Annotated in this window: 22 protein-coding genes and 1 tRNA gene; 12 read left to right on the top strand and 11 right to left on the bottom strand. The window is 52.2% G+C overall.

Annotation, left to right across the window (positions count from 1 at the left end; translation table 11 throughout):
• The first annotated feature begins 18 nt into the window (after positions 1–18).
• Complete coding sequence (locus MKO97_RS02580) at positions 19–1,152, top strand: esterase (RefSeq protein WP_241104509.1); 1,134 nt, start codon at positions 19–21, stop codon at positions 1,150–1,152.
• Here the strand turns inward: MKO97_RS02580 and MKO97_RS02575 are convergent, their stop codons facing one another.
• The 7 genes from MKO97_RS02575 to MKO97_RS02545 all read right to left on the bottom strand — a co-directional run bounded on the left by MKO97_RS02575 (position 1,153) and on the right by MKO97_RS02545 (position 7,804).
• Positions 1,153–2,331, bottom strand: a complete 1,179-nt coding sequence (locus MKO97_RS02575) for a DUF1569 domain-containing protein (RefSeq protein WP_241104508.1) — start codon at positions 2,329–2,331, stop codon at positions 1,153–1,155. It lies immediately after the preceding gene.
• A gap of 1 nt (position 2,332) precedes the next feature.
• Complete coding sequence (locus MKO97_RS02570) at positions 2,333–3,781, bottom strand: nucleoside recognition domain-containing protein (protein ID WP_241104507.1); 1,449 nt, start codon at positions 3,779–3,781, stop codon at positions 2,333–2,335.
• A 66-nt stretch (positions 3,782–3,847) separates the two neighbouring features.
• Positions 3,848–4,561, bottom strand: a complete 714-nt coding sequence (locus MKO97_RS02565) for a 3'-5' exonuclease (protein ID WP_241104506.1) — start codon at positions 4,559–4,561, stop codon at positions 3,848–3,850.
• A gap of 18 nt (positions 4,562–4,579) precedes the next feature.
• On the bottom strand, positions 4,580–5,293 hold the full coding sequence (locus MKO97_RS02560) for a hypothetical protein (RefSeq protein ID WP_241104505.1): 714 nt from the start codon (positions 5,291–5,293) through the stop codon (positions 4,580–4,582).
• 1 nt (position 5,294) lies between these two features.
• Positions 5,295–5,768, bottom strand: coding sequence for a methylated-DNA--[protein]-cysteine S-methyltransferase (locus MKO97_RS02555; protein WP_241104504.1), 474 nt, complete (start codon positions 5,766–5,768; stop codon positions 5,295–5,297).
• Between the two features lie 96 nt (positions 5,769–5,864).
• Positions 5,865–6,521, bottom strand: coding sequence for a hypothetical protein (locus MKO97_RS02550; RefSeq protein WP_241104503.1), 657 nt, complete (start codon positions 6,519–6,521; stop codon positions 5,865–5,867).
• Positions 6,518–7,804 (bottom strand): serine hydrolase, encoded by a 1,287-nt coding sequence (locus tag MKO97_RS02545; RefSeq protein WP_241105490.1) that lies wholly within the window; start codon positions 7,802–7,804, stop codon positions 6,518–6,520. The genes MKO97_RS02550 and MKO97_RS02545 overlap by 4 nt, the downstream gene beginning before the upstream one ends.
• A gap of 222 nt (positions 7,805–8,026) precedes the next feature.
• On the opposite strand from MKO97_RS02545, the gene MKO97_RS02540 reads away from it, so the two are divergent.
• From MKO97_RS02540 to MKO97_RS02515, 6 genes are read left to right on the top strand one after another with little or no spacing between them, the layout of a single operon-like run.
• Positions 8,027–9,247 (top strand): aminotransferase class V-fold PLP-dependent enzyme, encoded by a 1,221-nt coding sequence (locus tag MKO97_RS02540; protein WP_241105489.1) that lies wholly within the window; start codon positions 8,027–8,029, stop codon positions 9,245–9,247.
• A gap of 1 nt (position 9,248) precedes the next feature.
• Positions 9,249–9,689 carry a hypothetical protein gene (locus tag MKO97_RS02535; RefSeq protein WP_241104502.1) on the top strand — a complete coding sequence of 147 codons (441 nt, stop codon included), beginning with the start codon at positions 9,249–9,251 and terminating at the stop codon, positions 9,687–9,689.
• Positions 9,686–10,108, top strand: coding sequence for a SufE family protein (locus MKO97_RS02530; RefSeq protein WP_241104501.1), 423 nt, complete (start codon positions 9,686–9,688; stop codon positions 10,106–10,108). The genes MKO97_RS02535 and MKO97_RS02530 overlap by 4 nt, the downstream gene beginning before the upstream one ends.
• Complete coding sequence (locus MKO97_RS02525) at positions 10,108–10,431, top strand: SUF system Fe-S cluster assembly protein (RefSeq protein WP_241104500.1); 324 nt, start codon at positions 10,108–10,110, stop codon at positions 10,429–10,431. The genes MKO97_RS02530 and MKO97_RS02525 overlap by 1 nt, the downstream gene beginning before the upstream one ends.
• 2 nt (positions 10,432–10,433) lie before the next feature.
• Positions 10,434–10,940 (top strand): DUF2480 family protein, encoded by a 507-nt coding sequence (locus tag MKO97_RS02520; protein ID WP_241104499.1) that lies wholly within the window; start codon positions 10,434–10,436, stop codon positions 10,938–10,940.
• Positions 10,941–10,962: 22 nt separating this feature from the next.
• Positions 10,963–11,844, top strand: a complete 882-nt coding sequence (locus MKO97_RS02515) for a DUF3078 domain-containing protein (RefSeq protein ID WP_241104498.1) — start codon at positions 10,963–10,965, stop codon at positions 11,842–11,844.
• Positions 11,845–11,856: 12 nt separating this feature from the next.
• Here MKO97_RS02515 and hflX read toward each other — a convergent pair whose 3' ends face one another.
• On the bottom strand, positions 11,857–13,077 hold the full coding sequence (gene hflX / locus MKO97_RS02510) for a GTPase HflX (RefSeq protein ID WP_241104497.1): 1,221 nt from the start codon (positions 13,075–13,077) through the stop codon (positions 11,857–11,859).
• A gap of 193 nt (positions 13,078–13,270) precedes the next feature.
• Here hflX and MKO97_RS02505 point away from each other — a divergent pair, with 193 nt between their 5' ends.
• From MKO97_RS02505 to MKO97_RS02490, 4 genes are all read left to right on the top strand, one after another.
• Entirely contained in the window at positions 13,271–20,089 is a 6,819-nt protein-coding gene (locus MKO97_RS02505) for a fibronectin type III domain-containing protein (protein ID WP_241104496.1), read from the top strand.
• 55 nt (positions 20,090–20,144) lie between these two features.
• Positions 20,145–21,068: a type IX secretion system membrane protein PorP/SprF gene (locus MKO97_RS02500; RefSeq protein ID WP_241104402.1), complete on the top strand. Its 924-nt coding sequence runs from the start codon at positions 20,145–20,147 to the stop codon at positions 21,066–21,068.
• A 19-nt stretch (positions 21,069–21,087) separates the two neighbouring features.
• A complete protein-coding gene (locus tag MKO97_RS02495; RefSeq protein ID WP_241104495.1) occupies positions 21,088–22,968 on the top strand; it encodes an OmpA family protein in 1,881 nt (626 codons plus the stop codon).
• Between the two features lie 267 nt (positions 22,969–23,235).
• Positions 23,236–23,688, top strand: a complete 453-nt coding sequence (locus MKO97_RS02490; RefSeq protein WP_241104494.1) for a 6-carboxytetrahydropterin synthase — start codon at positions 23,236–23,238, stop codon at positions 23,686–23,688.
• On the opposite strand, the gene MKO97_RS02485 is transcribed toward MKO97_RS02490, so the two are convergent.
• A complete protein-coding gene (locus tag MKO97_RS02485; protein ID WP_241104493.1) occupies positions 23,689–24,450 on the bottom strand; it encodes an enoyl-CoA hydratase/isomerase family protein in 762 nt (253 codons plus the stop codon).
• Between the two features lie 85 nt (positions 24,451–24,535).
• On the opposite strand from MKO97_RS02485, the gene MKO97_RS02480 reads away from it, so the two are divergent.
• Positions 24,536–24,612: transfer RNA gene (locus tag MKO97_RS02480), tRNA-Ala, on the top strand.
• 31 nt (positions 24,613–24,643) lie between these two features.
• Here the strand turns inward: MKO97_RS02480 and MKO97_RS02475 are convergent.
• Positions 24,644–25,132, bottom strand: a complete 489-nt coding sequence (locus MKO97_RS02475; protein WP_241104492.1) for a hypothetical protein — start codon at positions 25,130–25,132, stop codon at positions 24,644–24,646.
• Positions 25,129–26,019 carry a hypothetical protein gene (locus MKO97_RS02470; protein ID WP_241104491.1) on the bottom strand — a complete coding sequence of 297 codons (891 nt, stop codon included), beginning with the start codon at positions 26,017–26,019 and terminating at the stop codon, positions 25,129–25,131. Before MKO97_RS02470 ends, MKO97_RS02475 begins: the two co-directional genes overlap by 4 nt.
• Positions 26,020–26,042 lie beyond the last annotated feature (23 nt).

Genomic DNA, 26,042 nt, shown 5'->3' with positions numbered 1-26,042 from the left:
TTTTTATTCCCGTTTAGTATGAAAACCCTTGCCCTGATGTGCCTTTTTGCTTTCCCGCTTTGGGCGCAGAACCAAAAAGAGATCGTATCACCCGAAATCGCCGCCGACCATACGGTGACCTTCCGGTTGCAGGCACCTGACGCCAAATCGGTCAAGATAGTCGGAAACTTTACCCAACCCGAATGGGCCGCTGCCGACATGACAAAGGACGCCTCGGGCATCTGGTCAGTCTCATCGACCGCATTGGAGCCGGAAATGTACAGCTACCAATTCATCGTAGACGGCGTGCCGGCCCATGACCCAAAAAACCTGAACCTGGTGCGTGACGCCATGAACGTCCTGAACTTCTTTATAGTGCCGGGTGGCCGCGCCGACCTGTATCGCACGGGCAACGTACCGCACGGAACGGTAGCGTTTCGTTGGTACGACGCGCCGACTATCGGCGAACAGCGACGCTTGTCGGTGTATACTCCGCCGGGCTACGAACAATCAAAAGACAATTATCCGGTATTGTACCTCATGCATGGTGTAGGCGGTGATGAAGAGGCGTGGTTGGAACTCGGGCGCGCGGCCGAAATCATTGACAACCTTATTGCCCGGAAGGAAGCACGACCCATGATTGTCGTCATGACGAATGGGCACGCAAGCCACGCGGCCGTTCCCGGAAAATCGCCGGTGCCCTACGTGCCACAGTTCGGCGGACCGGATGTGTTCAACGGCAAATTCGAAGAGAGTTTCGGCGACCTGATGAAGTTTGTCGAGACCAACTACCGCATCCGTCGCGAAAAGTCAAGCCGTGCCCTGGCGGGCCTGTCAATGGGAGGCTTCCATACCTTGTATATAGCGGCGAATTATACGGATACTTTCGATTATATGGGACTCTTCTCGGCGGCGACCATCGAGCCAAAGAACGGCAACGTGTCACTGTATACCAACCTCGACGACAAGCTGGCGCTGCAAAAGCGCAACGGCTATAAGTTGTATTGGATGGGAATGGGGAAGACCGACTTCCTCTATACTCCCTTTCAGGATTTTCGCAAAAAACTCGACGCACTTGACTTCAAGTATACCTACCGCGAAAGCGAAGGCGGCCACAATTGGGCCAACTGGCGGATGTATCTTACCGAGTTCCTGCCGCTGTTATTTAAATAGTCAGAGTCCGAACTGCTTCAGGTGATGATCGAGGTGGAGGTACTGTAACTGTCCCCATTCCGCATCGGTCATACGTCCGAAAAACGGATGGGTCTTGTTCGCAATCACCGAGGGCCCGACCTCTCCAAAACGTTTCACCAATGTGAGTAAGACGTTTTTCTCTGCTTCAAAGTCCGGATGCCCCGGCACGCGAAACTGCGGTGCGGTAGGACTGTTTTTCCCAAATCCCTGTTCCTTCAGGAATTTGTTTTTCGCCCATTTTCCAAACAGAAACCCAAGTAGTCCCGGTTTGAGGGTTAGATTCCCTAGCGCCACATCCAGTGGTTTCTGGCAGTGGAGTACCATTTGCGAAGCGTTCATTTTGCCCCACAGGGGCACAGTAGCGGCCCGCAGGCCGGAAAGACGGGCGATCAGTTGTGCATTCGTCTTGGTGTCAAAAATGTTATTCGGTTCCATAATACGTCTCGAAATTGCTGTGTTCTTGCCTGTATGGGATTCCTTTTTTGTTATATATTTCTTAGTCCATCGGAGATTGCGTAGTTCATAGGATACAGAATCGCGATAGGAAATCAGCAAGGGTTCCCCGTTCTCATTGGCGGCCAGCGTGTCGGGCTCCACCTCAATCATACACCCACCCACTTCTGATAAAGCACCGTTTACATAAACAGGTGTAAAGGCGGGGCGCACGCCGTAACCGCTGTCTGTCATCCAGTCAATTCGGTCAAACGGCAGGATTTTGCCGTTAGACGTATGGTAGATAAACACCGTTTGTGTGTAGCCACAGGCGCCGTATCCAAAGTTTAAGGCAAATATGTGCGGATCGCCGCCGTCACCTTTTGAGTCGAAATAACCTTCCGAGAGGTACCACTCGCCGCGCTCTGACCGATTGTCGTCGACCTTTAGCCGTTCGCTATACACGACATGTCCTTTCAGGCGGAAATCGAATCGGACGTCGAGAAGGCGGCCCCTATCCGGAACCTCCTCGTCCTTCAAAACATAAATCAGGATATCATCCGGACCACCCGGCGCAGGTTTTTCGAACCTAAGCGTGTCAGAAGCCGGGGGCAACTGGGTAGGGGCCATGATTACAGGAGCCTCTTCCATAACAGGCTTTACGGCCGAGTCTTGCCGACACGACAGCAGTAAAACCGAAAAGGCGATGTACAGACCACTCTTCATATCAGAAAAACCACCCCGCCACAAAAATCGCGGCCACCACGCAAATCAGGTCCACCAACAACATAGTCGGAAGTGTATAGCGGGTATCCTTGATCTTCACCGAACCAAAGTAGACCGCAATGACGTAGAAGGTGGTTTCGGCGCTGCATTGGAAGATACACACCAATCGGCCCGTAAACGAATCAGGCCCGGCCTGTCGCATCGCATCGATCATGAAGCCGCGCGAACCACCTGAACTGAAGGGGCGCAGCATCGCCACAGGAAGTGAATCCGTCACTTCGGGGCTGACACCGATGGAAGCGAACGCAACCGAAATTCCGTGGCTGATGATTTCGAACAAACCGCTGTTCCTGAAAAGCGAAATGGCGACCAGCATACCGAGTACGTAAGGAAAAATCGTCATGCCCGTCTTCAATCCGTTTTGCGCGCCCGACACAAACGAGTCGAATACCGTCGTGTCAAGTGCCGTGAATTTCTTCTCATGCCGCCACGCGAACAGTAAGGTGAACACGATGATCCCGATTAGCAACAGCGCCGACAGGTTCGATGTAAATTCGTTCTTCCCGATGAGGTCAAGGCCATTGATGTAGTACAGCAATCCGACAATCGCCCCAATCACACCCATTAGGGCCGAAAGCAACACGCCGTTAAAGAAGTTGACCCGTTGGCGGATGCCCACAATCAGGAAAGCGGCGATAGTACCCACGAACGACGTAATGATGCACGGGAGCATCACATCAGCCGGATTGGCAGCATTTTCGGCGGCCCGGTAGCCGATGATAGAGGTCGGAATCAACGTCAGGCCCGCCGCGTGCAGGCACATAAACATGATCTGGGCATCGCTGGCTCGGTCTTTATCCGGGTTGAGCTCCTGGAGGCTTTGCATCGCCTTCAGTCCGAAGGGAGTCGCGGCTGAATCGAGCCCGAGGAAATTCGCGGCAAAATTCAGCGTCATATACGAAATAGACTCGTGGTTTTTCGGAACGGAAGGGAACACTTTCACGAAAACCGGACTCAATTTCCGAGCGAGTTTTTCAGAAGCGCCCGAGTCGATCAGCAACTGCATCAGGCCACAGAAAAAGGCCAGATACGCGACCAGTGGGATTATGAGGTCGAGCACCGTATTCTTACACGTCGGCAACAGGCCGTCCGATTTCTGGACGCCGCTGTAGACTTTTACGGTTTTGTTCTTATACACATAGGTCGTATCGGCGTCGAGTGTGTCACGGTTGACGACATAGGTCTTCTCTTTTTCCTTCCCGCTGAGAACCAGACTGTCGCGAAGGGATTTCGGCAGGTCATTGCGGTAGTGCTCCGCAATCAGGATCGGGTCGTCCTTTTTTCCATTGAGAAGAAAATCAAGGGTGTAATTACCTCCCGTAAAAAGACTGATGAAGATAAAGACGATGGAGGAAATAAAGATGCCGAGCCAAAACCTGCTTAAGACCATACCGGGTTTTTTGGTAAATGTAAGGGAAAGTCAGAACGCCGGAAAGAGCCGCCGTTCGAAAATTTATCAGACATGCAGGATTTCCTCGTCGATCAACAGCTCTTCCCGCCGCATTCGCAAGAGGATCTGCGCCACGGCTATCACGTCTTTCTCGCAATAGGTTACGATGCGGTCGATGTCGTTCTCTACATAATACACATGCCCCACCTGTGAACCATCGATGTCGTCTTTCGATGACGGGATGCCGAGTATCTTGGTCAGCAGCTTTAGTGACGTATAATGTTTATAATCGCCGAACTTCCAGAGTTCAAGGGTGTCGAGATGCGGAATTTCCCACGGCTTCTTACCGAAAAGCTGCAGTTTGTCGGGCAAGGGCAGTTGGTGGATGATCATGCGTCGGGCGATAAACGGTATATCAAACTCCTTAGAGTTGTGTCCGCACAGCAGGTACTGCGGTCCTGAAAAATGGTTGCTCAATAAGTTGGCAAAATCGCTAAGTAGCTTACGCTCTTCCCCAATGAAAGAGGTGACCCGAAAATGCCGGATGTCGCCTTTCACCACGAAATAGCCGGCTGAGATGCAGATGATCTTTCCGAATTCAGCCCAGATTCCGGCACGATCGTAAAAATCTTCCGGGGTGTACTCATCCCGGCGCTGGTACTGGGTTTTCTGTTGCCAGAGCTCTTGGGTTTCAGCGTCGAGCTGTTGGTAGTTTTCCGCCTGCGGGACGGTTTCGATGTCGAGGAAAAGGAGGTTGTGGAGTGGAATTTTATCTATCATGGCGTGTAAAAAAAAGTGTCAGGGTAAACGCGATAGCGCTAAGGTCATGCCTTTCGGGCCTTCGCGCAGGGTCATCGCCCCGTCGGATGCGGAAAGCACGTAAAAGACGATGGTTTCACCGTTGAGGCTGGCCAAAAGGGTAGACGAGCGGGCACCCAGGCGCCAGTTACCGGCTACCGACTGTCCCTGCGAAACGGCCTCCAGCGCTCCATCCCCCTGGAAACCAAAACGGATGTCCGGCATGTCCGACGCCGGAACTTTTGTGCCGTCGGCCATAGTGATGGCGGACGCTTTCCATCTTCCGGCGACCTGTTGGTTAGTCGTGACGACGGTTTTAGGCAATGGATGGGACGTAACGGCAGGGTCTGCGGCTGAGGTTCTTTTCAAAAGCTGTATGCCGTTACGGTATTGTATGGTCAGTTGGTCGGAAGTAAGGTCGCGGATGGAAAGCGTGAGCAATCGTCCGGTTTCAAGTTCGGCTTCCAGGGTGTTACCGGTATCCGAAAGCGTCCAGGTGCCGGTGATGCTGCGGTGGAGTTCGGTTGTGCGAAGGACGCCTGAGGCCGATAGTTCCAACGTGAAATCTTTGATGGTGTAGGAAGGATGCAGGCCGGCCTTCTCGGTTTGCGCGAGGTCGGTCTTGACGAATTCCCAGGTTCCGACCAGTTTTTTGTCGACTTGTGCCGACAGGTAAGCGCAGCTAAAAAGCGCCAGTGCAAGTAGTTTCTTCATATTAGAATAAGCGTGTTTGGCCAGAGGGGTTTTCGTGCTCCAGCAACCATTTTTTGCGCCAGAGTCCGCCGGCGTATCCGGTGAGTGATCCGTCTGATCCAATCACCCGGTGGCAGGGGACGACGATCCAAAGCGGGTTCTTTCCGTTGGCGGCGGCCACCGCACGGATGGCTTTCTCGTCGCCGAACCGACGGGCAAGGTCGAGATAGGAGACCGTTTTGCCATACGGAATTTCGGCGAGAAGCTGCCAGATGCGTTTCTGGAAGTCGGTACCGTCCGGCGCAAGCGCAAACGTAAAATCACGCCGCCCGGAAGCAAAATAAGCGGTCAACTCCGTCACGGCCTGTTGCAATGCGTCTGGGATTTCATTGGAAACCGGCTGCGGTTCATCCAAAATAGAAATAACGGATATGCCCGCCGCGTCTCCTTCGATCCGGGCGACACCCAAGGGGGTTTGTATATAGGCCATCTCCATCCGGTAAAGGTAACGAAAGATGGATTTCCATCGCGATTGGGTCGCCTCCGTAAGGCCAAAAATTAACTTTTTTTGCGGGTTTCCCGTAACGGGTCGTCAGAGATGCAGCTCTACTTTGTACTTCGGCGTTACAATGGTCACGTCGTGTGCGCTGCGGTCCTGTAAGGTGATGATGGGACTTTTGAAATAGAAGGTCTCTTTTTGTTTGTGGTAGACTTCCAGCGGTTCGAAAGCGCCGTCTTCGCAGCCATCCGGGTCGGGGTCAAGCCGGTAATGGATTTTCCCCGTCGACAGGTTATAATCAAATGTGGAGAAGTAGTCGCAGGGCCGTCCAAAGTAACTGGTGTGTCCGATCAGGCGGAGGGCCGTTCCATCCCAACGATAGATGTCCGTTTCACTCCATTTCCAACTGGAGCCGCCCGATTGGGTAACGCGGAGTGTGTTGGCTTTGATGTCAATTCCCTCATATGGGTCGCCCATCATCCCACCATCCCGACTTCCCATCAAAGCCTGGTCGGATTCCTGCCAGAGCATCCAACGTCCGCCTTCGCTTTTGTACACACAGAGTTTCCTGTCGGCGCTGGCGTAAACCGAATCGGGAAGTACGGTTTCATACACGATTACCCGCTCGTCCCGCCCGTCTTTATCGAGATCGCCTCGGATTGAGTCGAGGGGTGTCAATCCTTCCGGAACGGGTATCCGCTGTGCGAAAAGCCCCGTCGTCACCAGCAATAAGGCCCAGCCGCTTTTCATTTTACCGAAGCGACGATGTCACGCACAAATCCGTTGAAATCAAAAGCCGGGTCTTCCGTAAGTCCGAGCCGCACAATCACCAATCCCTTCGACGGAATGATGAACACCCGTTGTCCCTGGAAGCCATTGGCGGAATACATGTCGCGCGGCGCATCTTTATAATACCCGCCGGTGTTGAGCCAGAAGTGCGCACCATAACGGCCGTCGGAACCGGTTGTGGGCGTCGTAACATAATCAACCCATGACGGATCGAACACCTGGTCGCGCTGCCATTTCCCTTTGTGGAGGTACAAAAGACCGAACTTCGCCCAGTCGCGTGTGGTGGCCCAGGCATAAGACGAACCTACAAAATGGCCGCTCATGTCGGTTTCTACGAGCATGGAGTTCATCCCGATACGGTCGATGAGGGCGGCGTACCAAAAGTCAAGGTATTGTTGTTGGGACGAAAATTGCTTCCGCAGGATGCCCGACAACAGGTTGCTGGTGCCGGAAGAATAGTTCCATTTGGTGTCGGGCGCGGCCACGGCTTCCTTTTCTGCCTGTACCGCCGTCATGTCGCGCGCCTGGAAGAGCATCTTGGTGACGTCGGATATCTTTGTATAATCTTCTTCCCACGCCAGTCCTGAATTCATATGCAACAGGTCGTTGACCGTAATGTTCCGGCGGTCATCTTTTTGCCATTGGGCTACCGGGGCCGGTGCGAATACGTCGATTTTGCGCTGTTTCTGTAGGATACCGAAATAGGTGGCGGTGATGCTTTTGGTCATGGACCACCCCAAGATCCGGCTTTTCTTGGTGAAGCCCGGCGCGTAGTGTTCGGCCAGGATGTGATCTTTATAGACCACCAACACTGCCCGCGTCCGTTTCAGTTTTGGGCCCGATTTGTCGAAGGCCCGCGCCACCGCTGCTTCCAGTTTGGGATAGTCGACGTTTTGGAAAACGGTATCGTTCGGTTCCGCGTTGCCGTAAGGGAAGGGCGTCGTAAGGTCGGGTTGGGCGCGATGCGGCATGTCATAAGGCGCATTGACATCGAAGTCATCGTCGATTAATACCGCACCGAGCCCCGGCCGGAACACCGCTTTCCGCTCTTTGAGTCCGAATACAGTCGATGTAGCGGCCTTTCCGGCATCGTCTACCGCATTGCGTGCCAAACGCACCAGGGCGATATCATTGTCGCTTTGGCTGATGCTGTCGACCGATCGCCCGTCAAGGAAGTGGGCCGACGCAACACTCTTGGCTGAAAACCCCGAAATCAGGTCGAGTTTGGGGTAATTCCACAGCATGGCCACCGCCAGGAGAAGTAAGAGCGAGAGCAGGCCGTAGCGGATGATTTTGGATGCCCTTCTTTTTTTGGGTGTGCGTGCCAACGTATCCGTTTGATTGCGATGGGTGCTTTTCATACCAGGTAGGATTTTCGTCCTAAAGATAACGAATCGTTAGGGGATGTTGAGGCGTTGCATCCGCGCAAAATACCTACCTTTGCATAGAATGATTCTATGCAAATGATGTTTGATGTCAGCCGTATCCGCGCCGATTTCCCTTTGCTCTCCCAAAAGGTGAACGGAAAACCCTTGGTCTATTTTGACAACGGGGCCACTTCGCAGAAGCCACAGGTGGTGATTGATGCGATTTCAACCTATTATCGCGAGATAAATGCCAACATCCACCGGGGTGTGCACACGCTGAGCCAACTGGCGACGGATGCCTACGAAGCATCACGACGGAAGATCCAGTGGCACCTCAATGCCGCCCTTGAGTGTGAAGTGTTGTTTACCTCGGGCACGACCGAAGGGGTTAACCTGGTAGCCAACGGTTTTACCGCATTTCTCCGTCCGGGTGACACGATTTTAGTGTCGGCCATGGAGCACCACAGCAATATCGTGCCGTGGCAGATGCTGTGTGAGCGCACCGGCGCCGTGTTGAAGGTAATTCCTATGGACGCGGATGGTGAGCTCATTCAATCGGAATACGAACGACTGCTGGAAGGACATCCCAAACTGGTGGCCGTTAACCATATTTCAAATGCATTGGGCACCATCAATCCGGTGAAAGACATGACACGGAAGGCCCATGCAGTAGGTGCCGCGGTGTTCCTTGATGGGGCCCAGGCGGTTCCGCACCTACGCCCGGATGTGCAGGATCTCGACTGCGACTTTTACGCGTTTTCCGGACATAAGATGTGCGGCCCTACGGGTGTCGGTATTTTATATGGGAAGAAGGAATGGCTTGAGAAATTGCCGCCTTATAAGGGAGGAGGCGAGATGATACGCGAAGTGACGTTTGCCAAAACCACCTATGCCGATTTACCCCACAAGTTCGAAGCCGGAACGCCCAATATAGCGGATGGTATCGCGCTGGGCACGGCGGTCGACTACCTGAATGAAGTGGGCTTTGATGCCATCCAACAGCAGGAACGGGAGTTGTTGGCGTATGCAACGGAAAAACTATTGCAGATTCCAGGAGTGGTGTTATACGGACCTAAATCCCTTGATCGCAAGGCCTCGGTGATTTCGTTTAATATCGACGGGGTACATCCGTATGATATTGGCGCGATCATTGATAAGAAGGGGATTGCCGTGCGCACAGGCCACCATTGTGCGCAGCCAGTAATGGATTTCCTTTGTGTGCCGGGTACGGTGCGCGCCTCATTCTCGTTTTATAACACAAAAGAAGAAATCGACCTCATGGTCGAAGCCGTTTCGAAAGCGGCGCTAATGCTAGCCTGATATGAAGACACTCGTAATCGCTTTTTTTTCACTGATGCTCGCTAAAGGATGCGGGGACAATGCGCAACAGGGCCTGAAAAACGCTTCGGTCGAGTATACCGCTACGAGCAGGGGATTCTTCCGGAAGGTGACGCTGAAAGACCATGAAGCGATCGTGTCGAAAGACCGCAATAATCCGGATGAAGGAACAAAAGTGCGCATTTCCGATGCCGACTGGAACGAACTCGTAACCGCATTCGGACGCGTGAACCTGAAGGAAATCCCGGAAATGAAAGATCCTACCCAAAAACGCTTTTACGACGGCGCCGCCATTGCGAACCTGAAAGTGACGTATGCCGGGCAATCTTATGAGTCAAAACCTTTTGACCATGGATTTCCGCCGGAAGGAATCGCGCCGGTGGTAGAAAAGCTGATCGCTATTACGCTAAAGACAGAAGAATGACCGTACAGGACTTACAGGAAGAAATCCGCGAAGAATTCGCAATGTTCGATGACTGGGACGAACGGTACCAGTATATCATCGACCTGGGGAAAAGCCTGCCGCTGATCGACCCGACCTATCGCACCGACGACCATATCATAAAAGGCTGCCAGTCAAAAGTGTGGCTTCATGCCGAAGCGCGCGAGGGCCGTGTGTGGTTCACCGCCGACAGCGATGCCATCATTACGAAAGGGATCATTGCCATCCTGATACGGGTGTTTTCAGGGCAAACGCCGTCCGACATCGTCAATGCCGACACTGCCTTCATCGACGACATCGGACTGAAGGAACATTTGTCGCCCACCCGTGCCAACGGTCTGGTATCCATGGTTAAACAAATCAAACTATACGCGCTGGCGTACGAAACCAAACAAGTATAATGGAAGAATTCAACGATACCATCAATCTCGGGGAGAACGTCGTCAAGACGCTCAAGACTATTTACGATCCAGAGATTCCGGTTGATATTTACGAACTCGGACTCGTATACGACGTCATGATCAACGAAGATAATGATGTCAAAATCCTGATGACACTGACATCGCCCAACTGTCCGGTGGCCGAAACGCTTCCGCAGGAGGTCGAGCAGAAAATCAAGTCGATCGATGCGGTCAACGGCTGTGAGGTGGAAATTACCTTTGATCCGCCCTGGAGCAAAGACCTGATGAGCGAAGAAGCCAAACTCGAACTGGGAATGCTTTGATGATGGAAGAGATTGTCAATAAAGTCGCGGCGAGTGTACTTGAGGTTTTTGACCTTGAGGATTACTATCCGGAAGGTGTCCGGACGCAGATCGACATCGCGCAGTGGCTGTTTGAAGGTTTCCTGCTGCGGGAAAAGCCGTTCCGTGAGGCGCTGAAAGAACACGACTGGACGCAATACGAAGGCCATTATGTGGCAATAGGATGCAGCACCGATGCCATCATCCCGGCCTGGGCCGCGACATTGGTGGCCGTGCACGTGATGCCGTATGCAAGAAAAGTGGTCGTCGGCACCCTCGAAGATCTCGATACCGCGCTGTACCGCGAACTGTTGCCTACGCTCGATTATACGCCTTATACCGATAAACCGTTGATTTTGAAAGGATGTGCGCATAAACCCGTACCCGAAGCGGCTTATGTAGAGGCTATGCGGTTCCTGCAGCCGGTCGCACGTTCGATTATGTTCGGTGAAGCCTGCTCGGCGGTTCCGCTTTACAAACGACCTAAGTAAACGGTTTACAAAAACAAAAACGATGAAAAAAGTCCTGACTTTTCTGCTTACGGCGATGGTTGCCAGCAGTTACGCACAAGAAACCCCCGCCGATTCTACCAAAACCTGGACCGCCAAAGGTAATGTGTCCATCCTTATCAACCAGTCAACCTTCAGTAACTGGGCAGCCGGTGGCGAGAACAACGTGTCGGGTACGGCAAATGTCAATTACGACTTCAATTATAAAAAGGGCGATGTCAGTTGGGATAACAAGCTGATTGCGTCGTACGGACTCGTCAAGACCAACAATTCACCGTTTGAGAAAAAAACCGACGACCGGCTCGAGTTTAATTCCCTCTTAGGGAAAAAGGCCACCGGCTATTGGTTCTATTCGGCCTTCCTCAACTTCCGGACGCAGTTTACGAAAGGATATGAGTATGGTACCGACGCCAACGGAACAGAAATCCGGACGGAGAAAACAAGCTTCCTGTCGCCGGGCTACCTGCAGTTTGGTCCGGGTATGTTGTGGAAGAAAAACGACGGACTCAAATTCAACCTGGCACCGGCCACATCAAAACTGACCTTCGTCGACAATTCCTTCACCTCTGGGCCGGGCTATGTAGACGGCAGTTACTTTGGGGTGGACGAGGGCAAGTCGATGCGGTACGAACTCGGTTTCCACGCGTCCGGTTACTACAAAGCAGTTATCATGGCCAATGTGTCGTTTGAGAACATCCTGTCGCTGTATAGCAATTACCTCGAAGACCCCCAGAATGTCGACATCGATTACCAACTCAATGTCGTGATGAAGATCAACAAGTACCTGTCAACCAACCTGTCGTTCCAGGCGATATATGACGACAACGCGTTTCAGGGGTTTCAGGTAAGGCAAGTCTTTGGTCTGGGCGTGAATTTCGGAATCTAAACCAACGTACGGTTATTCCTCTACCGCATCTTTATAGTCGGGATACAGAAAGTTGTTATACGGGAATCGCGTAATGTGGATGCTTCGTACGGCTTCGTAGACACGTTCCCGAAACTCCTCAAAATTCTCTTTGTTCGTTGCGGAAATAAACAGCGCATTGTCTTTTCCGACCCGTGACATCCACGTACCTTTCCATTCCTCAATGGAATAGTGTTTTCGTGTGCGTTCCGTAACCAGGTCATCTGCTTCGATGACTTCCGGACGGTAGGCGTCGATTTTATTAAAAACCATGATGGTCGGTTTGTCGGCGCTTTTGATGTCGGCCAGGATTTGGTTGACCGATTCGATATGATCTTCAAAATCCGGGTGGGAGATATCCACTACGTGTAACAACAGGTCGGCCTCGCGCACTTCGTCGAGCGTACTTTTGAACGATTCCACCAACTGGGTGGGGAGTTTCCGGATGAACCCAACGGTATCCGACAAAAGGAAGGGAAGGTTCTTGATAACCACTTTCCGTACGGTCGTGTCGAGGGTGGCGAACAGCTTGTTTTCCACAAACACATCACTTTTGCCGATGGCGTTCATCAAGGTTGACTTTCCAACATTGGTATATCCTACCAGGGCCACACGTACCATGGCGCCGCGGTTGCTTCGCTGGATGGCCATTTGTTTGTCGATTGTCCGGATTTTTTCCTTCAATAAGGCAATACGGTCGCGAACGATCCGACGGTCGGTTTCGATCTCCGTTTCACCGGGTCCGCGAAGGCCGATTCCCCCTTTTTGCCGCTCAAGGTGCGTCCACATACCCGAAAGGCGCGGCAATAAATACTGGCATTGCGCCAATTCTACTTGCGTTCGGGCATACGACGTCTGCGCGCGTTGGGCGAAGATGTCAAGGATGAGGTTGGTTCGGTCAAGCACCTTACAGTCGAGTAGCTTGCTGATGTTTTTCTGCTGTGAAGGCGAGAGTTCGTCATCAAAAATGACAGTTGACACTGCCTGTTGCTTGATGTAGGTGGCAATTTCCTCCATTTTCCCCGTACCGAGAAAGGTCTTGGGGTTCGGTTTATCCATTTTCTGGTAAAATCGTTTGACAACCGTACCGCCTGCGGTGAGCGTCAGGAACTCGAGTTCATCGAGGTACTCACGGAGTTTTTCCTCATCCTGGAGTTGGGTGACAATACCGACGACAACCGTCTTTTCAATCTGTATGGAGGGCTTTTCTAACATGTGAAACTGTGAAGGGCAAAGGTAATCAAATGAAATCAGTTGGTCGCAGGTAGGGTAAAACGACCCCTGGCTGTTGTGCCTGTGTGTAAGTTAAATATTAATTTACGGTAAGCAACGTCTTAAAAATTCCTAAATTTGGGTTTCTTTTCAAAAAGTAAAAGACAAACATCTATAACCACAACTAATTCCTTCCATGAAAAAAATTATTTTTCTTTTTCTGCTGCTGGCCTGTTGGATAACGGGTTCGGCACAGGAAGACTTTGAGAGCGGCGTGCCGCCGACGGGCTGGATCAAAACCAACGGCGCGAACGGCTTGGGCACCGGCTTTACCTGGCAGGCGAACCCCACGGGGATCACGCCCTATCAGGGAAATGTCTCGGCCTACATCAACAACGAGAATATCGGGTCGGGTAACACCGAGGAGGACTGGCTGATCAGTCCGCAATTGGTGATCCCAGTCGATGGACAGCTGCGTTTCTACGTTCGGCAGTTCCAAATCGGCGATATCAACACGAAGTTCCGTGTAATGGTTTCGACGGATCCGACTCAAAACAACCTGGCAGCTTTTTCCGTTGCCCAGTCGTGGACCGAGGCGGAGCTAAACGATTTCGACGACGGTGATGTCACCGATTTTGATTTACGTACTGTCAATTTTAACCCATCGTTGTATGGACAGACGGTCTACATCGCATTTGTTCGCGAGTATACACAACCAACACCAGCCCGTACAGGCGAGCGTTTTTTGATTGACCAGGTTAATTTGGTACAGATATGCGGGCAACCCCAGAATTTAACGGTTTCCGGCACTACCTGCGACAGCACCACCCTCGGGTGGACCGCACCGGCTGGCGTAACAACCTATCAGGTTGTAATCGTTCCGGAAGGAAATCCGATTAACGAAACTTTGGCACAAACGGCAACAGGTAATACCTATAACTATTCAGGATTGCTACCAGGTACCACGTATTCGGCTTATGTGCGCAGTTTCTGTGCTGCCGACAATACCAGTGCCTGGCTCGGGCCGTTGAACTTTACGACGATTGCAGCGGGTTCTCTTTGTAATTGTCCGATTCAAATAACGGCTTGTCCGGCTCAGTTTTCCGGCAACACACAAGACTACGGCGACGATTTCGATACCATCCAGTCACCCGCAGCCGGATCGCTCTGTGGAGCCGTGCCTGCGACTACCAATTACATGGCGGGGCCTGAAGTGGTATACTCCTATACGGCGACCTCAAATGGTACGATCAACCTTTGGATGGATCCGGTTCAGAATAACTCGGGTATATTCGTATACTCCAGTTGTGCCAACATCGGTGTGAACTGTATAGCGGGTGCCGCGAATAGCAACTCGACTCCCCGCACCTTCAATTTTGACGTGACGGCGGGCACTACCTATTATATAGTCATTTCTTCGACGGCGGCTGTTACGAACGTAGCATACGACCTTGTGCTGCAGTGTGTTTCCTGCGCCACGACTACTCCTATTTCAGGTGGTACGGCTGGTGCTATCACGTCGAATTCCGCCCAATTATCATGGGCTGCCGGTGCGACGGCCGGAGGCGCCTATACCTCGTGGAATGTCGTCACACAACCTGCCTCTTCACCGGTTCCGACAGGTGGGGGCGTTGTTGCCAACACGAACACGAACTTCCCGGTTTCTGGTCTTACCGGAGGTGTAGCCTACGAATTTTGGGTGCAGGGAATTTGCCCTGACGGCAGCGGAAATACGTCTATCTGGTATGGGCCATTTCCTTTTACGACGCCTCTTTGTAACGATGCTGATAAATGTACCTATACCTTCCGTATGACCGACTCGGCCAATAACGGCTGGAACGGCGCAAGGATGCAAATCATACAGAACAACGCGGTGTTAGCCACTATCGGCTCTACGTACAATGCGGGCGCAGGACCTGTGGACGTAGCGGTTCAACTTTGTCCGGGCCAGCCGTTCAGCGTTTTCTGGAACACAGCGGGAACGCAACCGCAGCAGTGTATCCTGACCATCCTGAACTCGGCTGGGCAGGCCATCTTCCTGAAGCCGGCAGGTGTGAGCGGAGTCAACCAAACGGTATATTCCGGTGTGACAAGCGCTACGTGCTCGGCGACTACCTGTGACACTTTCCCTCTCAACCTAACGGTTAGCAATATCACCACCAATGGCGCTCAAATCAACTGGAGTGCGCCAGGAACCGATACATGGGATATTTTCGTCGGGCCAGGCGGTGGACCGGCACCTGACGATGCAACCGTACCAACGTACGATGACATTACGTCCAATCCGTTTACGACAATTGTGCCGCTGACGCCCGATACCCCTTATCAGGTCTGTGTTCGCGTACAATGCGACTTCACAACGCCGGATTGGGTTTGTACCAACTTTACCACCGTTCCTACCTGTCCGAAGCCGACAGGGCTTACGGTGAATACACCGACTCTTAATAGTATTAAAGTAAACTGGACTCCGGGAACCGGAACGGATACCAACTGGGAAATCCTTCTTATTCCGGGTTGTGCAACACCTCCTGCGGCACCAGGCGTGAATCCGACAGAAGGCACCGTATATCCGGTAAACATCGCGGATGTAACGGGAACGCCTCCCGGGCCTTATAGCTACACCGTAACCGGGCTTACACAGGCCACAATATACTACGTTTACATCCGTACGGTTTGTCCGGCGGACGACAAGAGTACGTGGACAGGACCAGTGAATATTAACACCACTACCTGTGATGCAGCCGACAAGTGTAACTACCGCTTCCTTCTCACGGATACGGGTGCAAATGGATGGGGTGCCACTAGGTTGCAGGTGCGCCAGAATTGTATCGTAGTAGCCACACTCAACCTGGCAAACGGGGCAGGCCCGACTTCGGTTAGCGTGGCACTGTGCGACGATATTCCATTTGACGTATTCTGGAGTATAGCGGGCGCGAATCCAGAAGAAGTAGGCTTCTCGGTAGTTAACCCGTACAACGACATCGTGTATACGTATCAACCGGGTACAGGTACGCCGTTGACAAGTGTTTATTCAGCTATTGCGGAGTGTGATCCGCCGGCCTGTCCGAAACCAACAAACCTTGTCGCGTCAACGACTACGCCTCCGACACAGACAACAGCTACCATTTCATGGACAGAAAATGGAACCGCTACACAATGGGAGGTATACGCCGTGCCAGTAGGATCTGCACTGCCAGTGAACGGTTCTCCTGTAACCGGCGTGTTTCCGTATTTCATTGCGAACACGAATACCGACTTCCAATTGACCGGACTTACGCCGGGGACAGCCTATTTATTTTATGTACGTGCGATCTGTTCGCCTACCTCTACCAGTACTTGGACGATCCCGATTAACGTCGCTCCTATTGTACCGGGTCCTGGTACTTTCATTACCAAACCGGTTAACGACGAATGCGTGAATGCCATTCCGGTGACTGTCAATCCAGACTGGAACTGTAATCCATCCCTGAATGCAACCGGAAGCACACTTGGTGCTACGTCATCCGGGCCAATCCTCACAGGAGTTGATTGTGGAACTTCTAATGACGACGTATGGTTCTCGTTCGTAGCTACCAGTAACATCCACACCATCGACTTGCTCAATGTGGTGGGTACTCCGGCTGCCGCGTCTAACATTAACCACAATGTCTTCTCTGGATCATGTGATGGCACGCTAACAAACCTCTATTGTTCTGGTGAGAACACGAGTGTGGCGACAGGGCTTACCGTTGGTAACACCTACTATATACGCGTCTATACACTCGCAGCTTCTGGCGGCTCCGCATCCTTCAATGTATGTGTGGGAACACCGCCACCTCCCGGTACCAATGACGAGTGTTCAAATGCCATTCCATTGGTAGTCAATGAAACGGGTCAATGTTTCCAGACGGTCCAGGGTAACCTTATTGGCGCTACTGCTTCAACCGGTGCTGCGAACAGCTGTAACGGAACGGAGGATGATGACGTTTGGTTCAGTTTCGTTGCAGAGCAGACCACGCAAATTATCGACTTGCTTAATATTCAAGGTACCACGGCTAACCTCAATTTCGCCGTGTATTCCGGAAGCTGCGGTTCGCTCACACTCAAGCAATGCGCGAACGGACTGACGAACCTGAATACTACCTACGTCGTCAATCAGACCTATTATGTACGGGTATGGTCAGTCGGATCAACGCCTCAGGTTGTGACATTCGACGTATGTGTAAAGGGTATCTCGACCTGCGAAAATGCGGTGACACTTTGTGCTAAACCGGTAACTGCTCCGGATGTATACGACAACAGCACAGGACTTCCGAGCCCTGGGCAAATTGCGTGTCTCTTCACGGCACCGAACCCGACCTATCACATTCTGAAGATAGATGGTACGGGTACGCTGGTGTTTACGATTCACCAGAATACCCAGATTGATTATGAAACCGGCGCTGAAACGGGTACACCGCTGGATGTCGACTTTGTCGCATGGGGTCCGTTCACCGATACGGAAAGCTGCGACCAAATCGTATTCGGACCTTGTAACCCGCCATGTCCTAACAACACCACGAACCCGGATTTCTATCCGGCAGGAAACGTGGTAGATTGTAGTTACAGCGGGGCACCTGTCGAATCCCTTACTATTGAGAATGCGCAACCGGGCCAATACTACGTGGTATTGGTAACGAACTTTGCAAACACGGCAGGCCAAATCAGTATTGCACAAACGAATATATCTGATCCGGATGCCGCGACCACCTCATGTTGTGGTGTGAACCTGGGAGATGATATAAGCGTCTGCGGACAACCAAGCGTTGAGTTGAGCGCGCTTGTCGGAATTGCGCCGGAATTCACACCGGTTGAATTCGAATGGTCATACAATGATGGCACTCCAATCCCGGGCGCAACATCGTCTACGTTCACGGCAACACAATCCGGAACATACAAGGTGCGCGGTCGTTGCGGCTTTACGTTTGAAGAGGACACCATTGTCGTGACGCTGGGACCAGCCGTTGAGGCAGACACCCCTGCAGATGTTGTGATCTGTGATGACATTTCGCGTGACGGACTGGGTTCGTTCGACCTTACAGCTATCACACCGGCGGTCTTGGGTGACCTGAACCCAGCTGACTATGTGGTAACCTACCATATTGATTCGGCATTAGCCGGAGGCGACACCGGAGCGATCGACACCTCTATACCTTTCGACACCACAACGCAATGGTCACAGACGGTTTATATCCGAGTGGAAAGCGTGGTGTTGTCTACCTGTTATGCGGTAGTGCCGGTTAATTTGGTAGTGAATCCATTGCCAGATCCAGCTTTCTCATACGGATCGGCTTCTTACTGCCAGGATGGTACGCCTGCTACCGTTTTGCCAACAGTAACAGGAACTGCAGGTCTGTTCTCTGCTACGCCGGATGGTCTTGTGATCGATGCTGCTACGGGTGAAATTGATATCATGGGCAGTACACCACAGGCGTACACCGTGAAGAATTTCATTGTAGGTGTCGACGGATGTATCGACGTCGAGGCCACCTTCGATGTGACGATTACACCGAAGCCTGTCGCTGCGTTCACCTATCCGCAGACCAATTACTGTACGTCCGCTTCACCGATAAGCCCTGTTTTGACGGGTACGGCAGGACAATTCTCTGCTACGCCGGCTGGGTTGGATATCGATCCGAGTACGGGTGTGATTACGTTTGCGACCAGCGCCGAAGGAACGTATGAAATTATCAATACGATTGCGGCTTCGGGTGAGTGTGATGAGGTTGTCAGCGATCCGGTAACCATTACCGTGTCACTGGAACAAATAGCCGATTTCACGTATGATTCAAACCAATATTGTAAAACGGAAGCGGACCCATCGCCTATCTTCACTACAGGTGCAGCAGGCTTGTTTACGTCTACACCTGCAGGCCTTGTGATTGATGCGGCCACAGGTACAATCGACCTGAGCGCGAGTGCACCTGGCCCTTATACGGTGACCAATACACGGGCGGCAAGCGGTGGTTGTTTGGAAGACGTGGCTACGTTTAACCTGACCATCTACGAGCAGTTCGGCGCTGTCTTCAGCTATCCTTCCACATCCTATTGTACCGACGGAGGCCAGCTAACACCGTCCTTGGCAACGGGTACCGTCGCAGGCACCTTTACAGCTACACCGGCGGGGCTTTCAATTAACGCTGCTACGGGTGCTATTGATCTGGCGAATTCCGATGCAGGCGTTTATTTGATCACGAACACTATCACGAACAACGGGCCTTGTAGTGGTGACAGTCAGCAGTTTACACTGACGGTAACCGAAGCATATACGGGCACTATCAGCTATTCGAGCAGCAGCTATTGTAGTGATGCTGGCGCGCAGTTGCCGACCAATACGGCTCCGGCAGGAGGTGTATATAGTGCGTCGGGAGGTCTGACTATTAATGCTGCCACGGGTGAGATTAACCCATCGGCCAGCAGCGGCGGTCTGTACACGATCTATTACACCTTGCCGGCAAATGGTGCATGCAGTGCGTTCCAGGCATCGACCCCGGTAACAATCATCCCATCCTTTGGTGTGATGGTGACGCACGGTTGTGAGGACGGCGCCTATAGGTTCCATGCTGAGCCGGTGAACAACTCGTTCGACCCAGCCACCGCCACTTACTCTTGGACAGGACCTGGCGTGCAGCCTACAACGGATCCGGCTGTGATCATCGCGACCGTGGGCGGTACCTACCAGGTAACGGTCACAACGGCCGATGGTTGTACGGAAACGGCTTCTGAATCTGAACTGATCATCGCCTGCGGCATCCAGCGTGGTATTTCTCCGAACGGGGATGGTAAGAACGACACGTTTGATCTGAGTGGTTATAACGTCAAGAAGTTGACGATTTTCAATCGTTACGGCACCCAGGTGTATGAGTATTTGAACTACACCAACCAGTGGGATGGTCATTCTGCTGGGGGCGAGACGCTTCCTTCGGCTACGTATTTTTATGTTATAGAGACGGCGGAAGGCGACCAGCTGACGGGCTGGATTTACATCAACAGATAAACGGCAACCTAAATTCAGGCCTGCCCTTCGGGGCAGGCTATAAATTACCATACAGATGAAGAAACTATATTTGGCGGCGTTAGCCGTTTTGCTGGGTGCTACGGGTCTCTATGCGCAGCAGGATCCACACTATACGCAGTATATGTATAATATGAACGTTATGAACCCGGCGTATGCGGGCTCGAAAGACCATCTCTCGATGGGTCTTCTCTACCGCAAGCAGTGGGTTAATTTGGACGGTGCCCCTGAGACGGCGACCTTTTCAGGTTCATTGCCTGTTGGCAGGAACGTAGGTTTGGGTCTTTCGGTGATATCGGACAAGATAGGTCCTGTAGAGGAGCAGAACGCCTATGGCGACTTCTCTTACACCCTTCGTTTGAACGGTGAGCACCGCCTGGCCTTTGGTCTGAAGGCGGGCGCTACCTTCCAGCGGATCGGTCTATACAGCGACATCAACAACGGGAACCTTCCCGACCCGAGCGATGACGCCTTCCAGGAGAACACCAACAATGTGTATTTGAACATCGGTGGGGGTTTGTTCTACTACACCGACCATTACTACCTGGCCTTTTCGGTACCGAACATGCTCAAGGCGACCCAACTGGACTACAACGGACGGAAGTTCGGCAGCGAGACGCGGCACTTCTTCCTTACCGGAGGTTATGTCTTCAACCTGAGTTCGACGGTTAAGTTCAAGCCCTTTGCGATGTGGAAAGGTGCCTTTGATGCCCCTACGTCGGTGGATGTCTCGACCAACTTCCTCTTCAATGAGAAGTTTGAAATCGGTGCCACCTACCGTGTAGATGACAGCTTTGGTGGATTGGTGAACTATGCGATCAACCCGAACATCCGCATCGGTTATGCCTATGACCATGTGATCTCGGATATCAAGACCGTTACCACGTCTTCGCACGAGATCATCCTTTTGTTCGATCTTGACTTCCCGAAGAAGGTATCACGTTCACCACGTTTTTTCTAACATAAACCTGAACACGACAATGAAAAAAACAGCACTTATATTCAGTTTTGTGTTAGCTGCCGCATTCTCGGTGCAGGCACAGAACAGAGACACTGAGACGGCCGATAAGCTCTTCCGTCGATTGGAGTATGTGGATGCCGCCAAGGAATACGAATCGTTGGTAGAGAAGAAGAAGGGGAGCAGCTATGTGTACAAGCAACTGGCCGAAGCCTACTACAATATGTTCAACCCGAAGGAAGCAGCCAAGTGGTATGCCCGTATCATCAACGAGCCCCAGGATGCTGAGACGTACTTTAAGTATGCCCAGATGCTGAAGATGAACGGCAAGTATGAAGAGGCCAACAAATGGATGAAGAAGTTCGCCTCGATGGCCCCCTCGGACCAACGTGCGGTGGAGTTCATGAAGAACCCGGACTACCTTCCCAAGCTTCTTGACAAGAGCAAGGCCTTCAACGTAAAGACAATGGCCATCAACAGCCCGGAGTCAGACTTTGGCCCTGTGCTCTCCAATGACAACTTCCTTTACTTCACCTCGGCCCGCAACAAGTCGCGCAAGACCTATGGTTGGAACGATGAGCCGTATCTGGATATGTACCAGGCGGTTCGCAACGCCGATGGCAGCTATGCAGAACCTACCCCTATTACGGGTATCAACAGCAAGTGGCACGACGGCCCGGCTACGATAAGCGCCGATGGCAAGACGATGTACTTCTCCTCGGAGAGCTTCAAGGAAAAGGAATACGTAAAGGACAGAAAGGTAAAGAACGCGAAGCTTAACCGCGGACAGGTCTACATCTACAAAGCCACCAAGACCGGCGACGGCTGGGGCAATGTCAAGGAAGTACCTTTCAACAACAAGGAGTACTCTACCGGCAACCCAAGCCTTTCCAAAGACGGCAAGACGCTGTACTTCTCATCGGATATGCCAGGTGGCTTCGGAGGCTCTGATATCTGGAAGGTATCCATCAACGGCGACACCTACGGCACACCGGAGAACCTGGGCAAGATGGTCAACACCGAAGGCTCGGAGAACTTCCCATCGATTACCGACGAAGGACTGCTGTATTACGCCTCAAACGGCAAACCGGGCCTTGGCGGACTCGACATCTTTGTCTTCGATACCAAGAAACCGGCCGAGGCGACCAATTTAGGCAAGCCGGTCAACAGTGAGAAAGACGACTTCTCCTTCAGCTTCAACACGGCCCAGAACATTGGCTTTTTGGCCTCGAACCGTTCGGGTAGTGACGATCTCTACATCGCCGACCCAATATGTAGCGTAGAGGCCACGGTTATGGTCACCAACGCCAAGACAGGCCAACCGATTGACGGGGCTCGCGTGGCAATCCTCGACGATAAGAAGAACGTGATTGAGACGCGCAACTCCGACTCGAACGGGGCGGTGGTCTATACGGTAGAGTGTAACAAGTCCTACACCGTCCAGGCGATGAAAGACGGCTTTGAGAGCGGCACCTTTGGTATCGACAAGAACAAGGGCGGCAAGGTAGAGGTACCGGCGGCATTGAACCCGATCGATGTGATCGTGACCGAGACCGAAATCATCCTCAAAGACATCTTCTTCGAGTACAACAAGAGCAACATCACCCCGCAGGGCGCTTTCGAACTTGACAAGCTCGTACAGGTGCTGAATAACAACCCGAACATGGTGATACTGGTCAAGTCGCACACCGACAACCGCGGTTCCGACAAATACAACCTCGACCTCTCCGAGCGTCGTGCCAAGTCCACGGTGGCGTATGTCATCTCGAAAGGCATCTCCAAAGACCGCATCTCGGGCAAGGGCTATGGCGAGAGCGAGCCGAAGGTCGACTGCAAAGAGGCCTGCACCGAAGAACAACACGCGATGAACCGCCGAAGCGAGTTCCTCATCGTGAAGAAATAAGCGACCTGAAAACGTCCAAACAGAATCCCGGGTATACTTGCCTGGGATTTTTGTTTTTGGGCGCCTTCACGGCCTACGACTGCAATCCCACTGGGCCCCGCGCATCTTTGTCTCTCGCATCCGGGCTTCCGCTGGTCGCCCCGCTGCTCGGCAAAGTCGGGCCCGTGCCCGGCGTGCGATTTCCGCCTCCGTCCGGGCGCAACGGTTCAGTCGGGAACGTCAAGGGCAATGATTGTGTATTTGTCGATTGTCGCCTACCTTTGTCGCATGACGAAAATCCGTATCACCAAGCAGTTTAGTTTTGAAACCGGCCACGCCCTCTATGGCTATGATGGCAAATGCCGTAATGTGCACGGCCATAGCTATAAACTGTCAGTAACCGTCATCGGAACGCCCTTGGCCGATACAGCGCATGTAAAGTATGGGATGGTGATTGATTTTTCGGATCTGAAGAAAATCGTCCGCGAGGAGATCGTCGATGTATTTGACCATGCCACGGTCTTCAACGGCGGTACGCCCCACGTGGAATTAGCCAAGGAACTTCGGGAGCGCGGGCATCACGTCATTCTAGTTGACTACCAACCGACGAGTGAGAATATGGTCATTGATTTCGCAGCTAAGCTCCAAAAACGCCTCCCGTCTAATGTCAGCCTTTTTTCGCTAAGGCTACAAGAGACCGAAACGTCTTATGCCGAGTGGTTCGCTTCCGATAACCCCTGATTATTTCTTCCGAAAGGCTTCCAGCGCTTGCCGTGTAAAATCCGACAGCACCAGACTACCCGAGATCGCTGCGCGTTCATACAACAGGGTGCCCCAGTGATCGGTGCCTTCCCATAGCGCTTTTTTCATTTCCGACAACGCCTCTGGATTGCAACCGCCCAGGGTTTCGATAAAGTTGTCCAACGCCACATCCATGGATGCGATATCGTCGCACAGACGCGAGAAAAGGCCGCGTTGCAGGGCCCACGTCGCATCCTTCCATTCCGACGGCGCAAATGAGAGCTCTGCGAGTCCGGATTTGCCTACCTTCCGCTCGACGGCCGGCGCAATGACAAAAGGACCAATGCCAATCGCCAATTCTGATAGCCGTACCGACGCCGCATGGGTAGCGAATACGTAATCACAGGCAGCAGCCAATCCGACGCCGCCGCCCACGGCTTTCCCCTGCACCCGTCCGATGATGGGTTTCGGGCACTGTCGCATGGCATTGATGACGTTGGCGAAACCCGAGAAGAACCGAGTGCCGGCATCCGGATCAGAGATTGACAATAGCTCATCGAATGAAGCGCCCGCACAGAAGGCCCCGTCGCCACTGCTTTGCAGCACCACCAGCGCCACGGCTGGATCGTGCGCGAGTTGCCCCAGGGCTTCCGTAAGTTTTAATAATTGCGAAGATGGAAAGGAATTTCCAGCCGGGTGACCGAATGTGACATACGCCGCATTACCGCGGATCGAGACCGAAATAGAACCGGAATCGGACATAGTAGAATCTTTGTGACAAGGTACGATTTTTGGGTAAACCGTTTTGGGATTGGCTTGAAAATACTATATTTGCCTCCACTTAGCCGGGGATGTAGCTCAGATGGCTAGAGCGCTTGCATGGCATGCAAGAGGTCGTGGGTTCGAGCCCCATCTTCTCCACCAAAAAAAACCCGAACATAACGTTCGGGTTTTTTTATTTGTTTTTTGCATATCGATACGAAGATCCGTCATACCGAATCGTGATCGAGTCTTTTGAAAATGATAAGACCTTAACGCCGTTTTTTACTTCATTTTTACGAATCTTCTGTAGCTCGCCATTTAACTCCAGTAGGAACGTGGTGGTTTCATTGGTCCCGATATAGCCAAAATAACGAATGTCGGGAGCCACAGGGGTGACCCGCGGTTTTTTCGTAAATGGGGAGTTGGATGATTTCGATGGCCTTAGGCCGGCAGTTGCGGCGCCACGAGCGGGATAGGTTTTGCCTAGAAAAGGATCGCGTTGTATGTCAGCAAGCGCAAATGTATCTTTTTCGTGTAAGGAAATAGCACGGGATGCATCCCCCACAGGAATCGATGTCAAAGTGTCGTTAGAAAAGAAATGTGCTACATAGCGGTATATAGCCGTTCCCCAAACGCCAACCACGACAAGTAGGAGCACCACATTTAGTTTCTTTTTCATCATTGCGTGACCGTCACCTTATACGCAGGGCCGTAACTCCCTATATTCCCAGCTGCGTCTTTTGATCGTAAGCGCCAATAGAAATCACCACTTGTTGAGAACGTATGGCTTTGCGAGTTTACAGCGACGTTATAAGTCTGGAGAACCGAGGTGAACGTGTTCGACTCGGATATCTCGAGTGTATAGCTTATGGGGCTCTCATTGTCTCCGTGTGTAACCGTTGACCAGGTAAAGTTCACGGCTGTTCCCGATGAAACAGTTGCGTTTGCCGCCGGGGTGTTATAGGAAGGGGCCTGCGGCGCCGTTCTGTCGATGAAGAAATTGCGGGTGCTATAGGCAGTCTCTGTTCCATTTGCGCTATTCTTTGCCCGAACCTTCCATTGGAATTCCCCCTCCGATTCAAGTGCTGTACCTGAAAGGGTGAATGTGGTCGATGTAATGCCGGTTTGTTGTGAGACGCTTCCTGTTGTGAGGTTATAAATTGTCAGATCATATGAATCTGCCGCAAATACGGAATCCCAAAGTAATGTCAGCGAGGTGTTCTTGGTAAAAAGACCCGCCGCTGGCGCCGTCTGAACAACTTGTTGCGATGAGAGGTCATCTGTGCGGACTACGTCAAATTCTGACGTGTAAGAGTATGAGGAGGTATAGGCAAAATTCTCGCCCCGCACCCGCCACTGATAATGCCCGGGCTGCATGGCGTAGGCGAATAGGCGTTCGCTGATAAGCGTATCAAGTACCGTTGATTGGGTTTCGTCTATAATCTGTAAGCGATAATCGTCCGCGCCATCCATTTCAGACCATTCAAAGTGTACCACATTAGTGGAAACGGTCGCGCCGTCTGCGGGTGCAAGTAAATTGACGGATCGATTGGTTATGTCCTCTTCCATAACATCATCACAAGAGAGGAATA

The sequence above is a fragment of the Flavobacterium sp. HJ-32-4 genome, assembly GCF_022532105.1.
Lineage (GTDB): Bacteria > Bacteroidota > Bacteroidia > Flavobacteriales > Flavobacteriaceae > Flavobacterium.
Note: the sequence above shows the minus strand (reverse complement) of the source record. Positions and strands in the feature narration are given on the sequence as shown.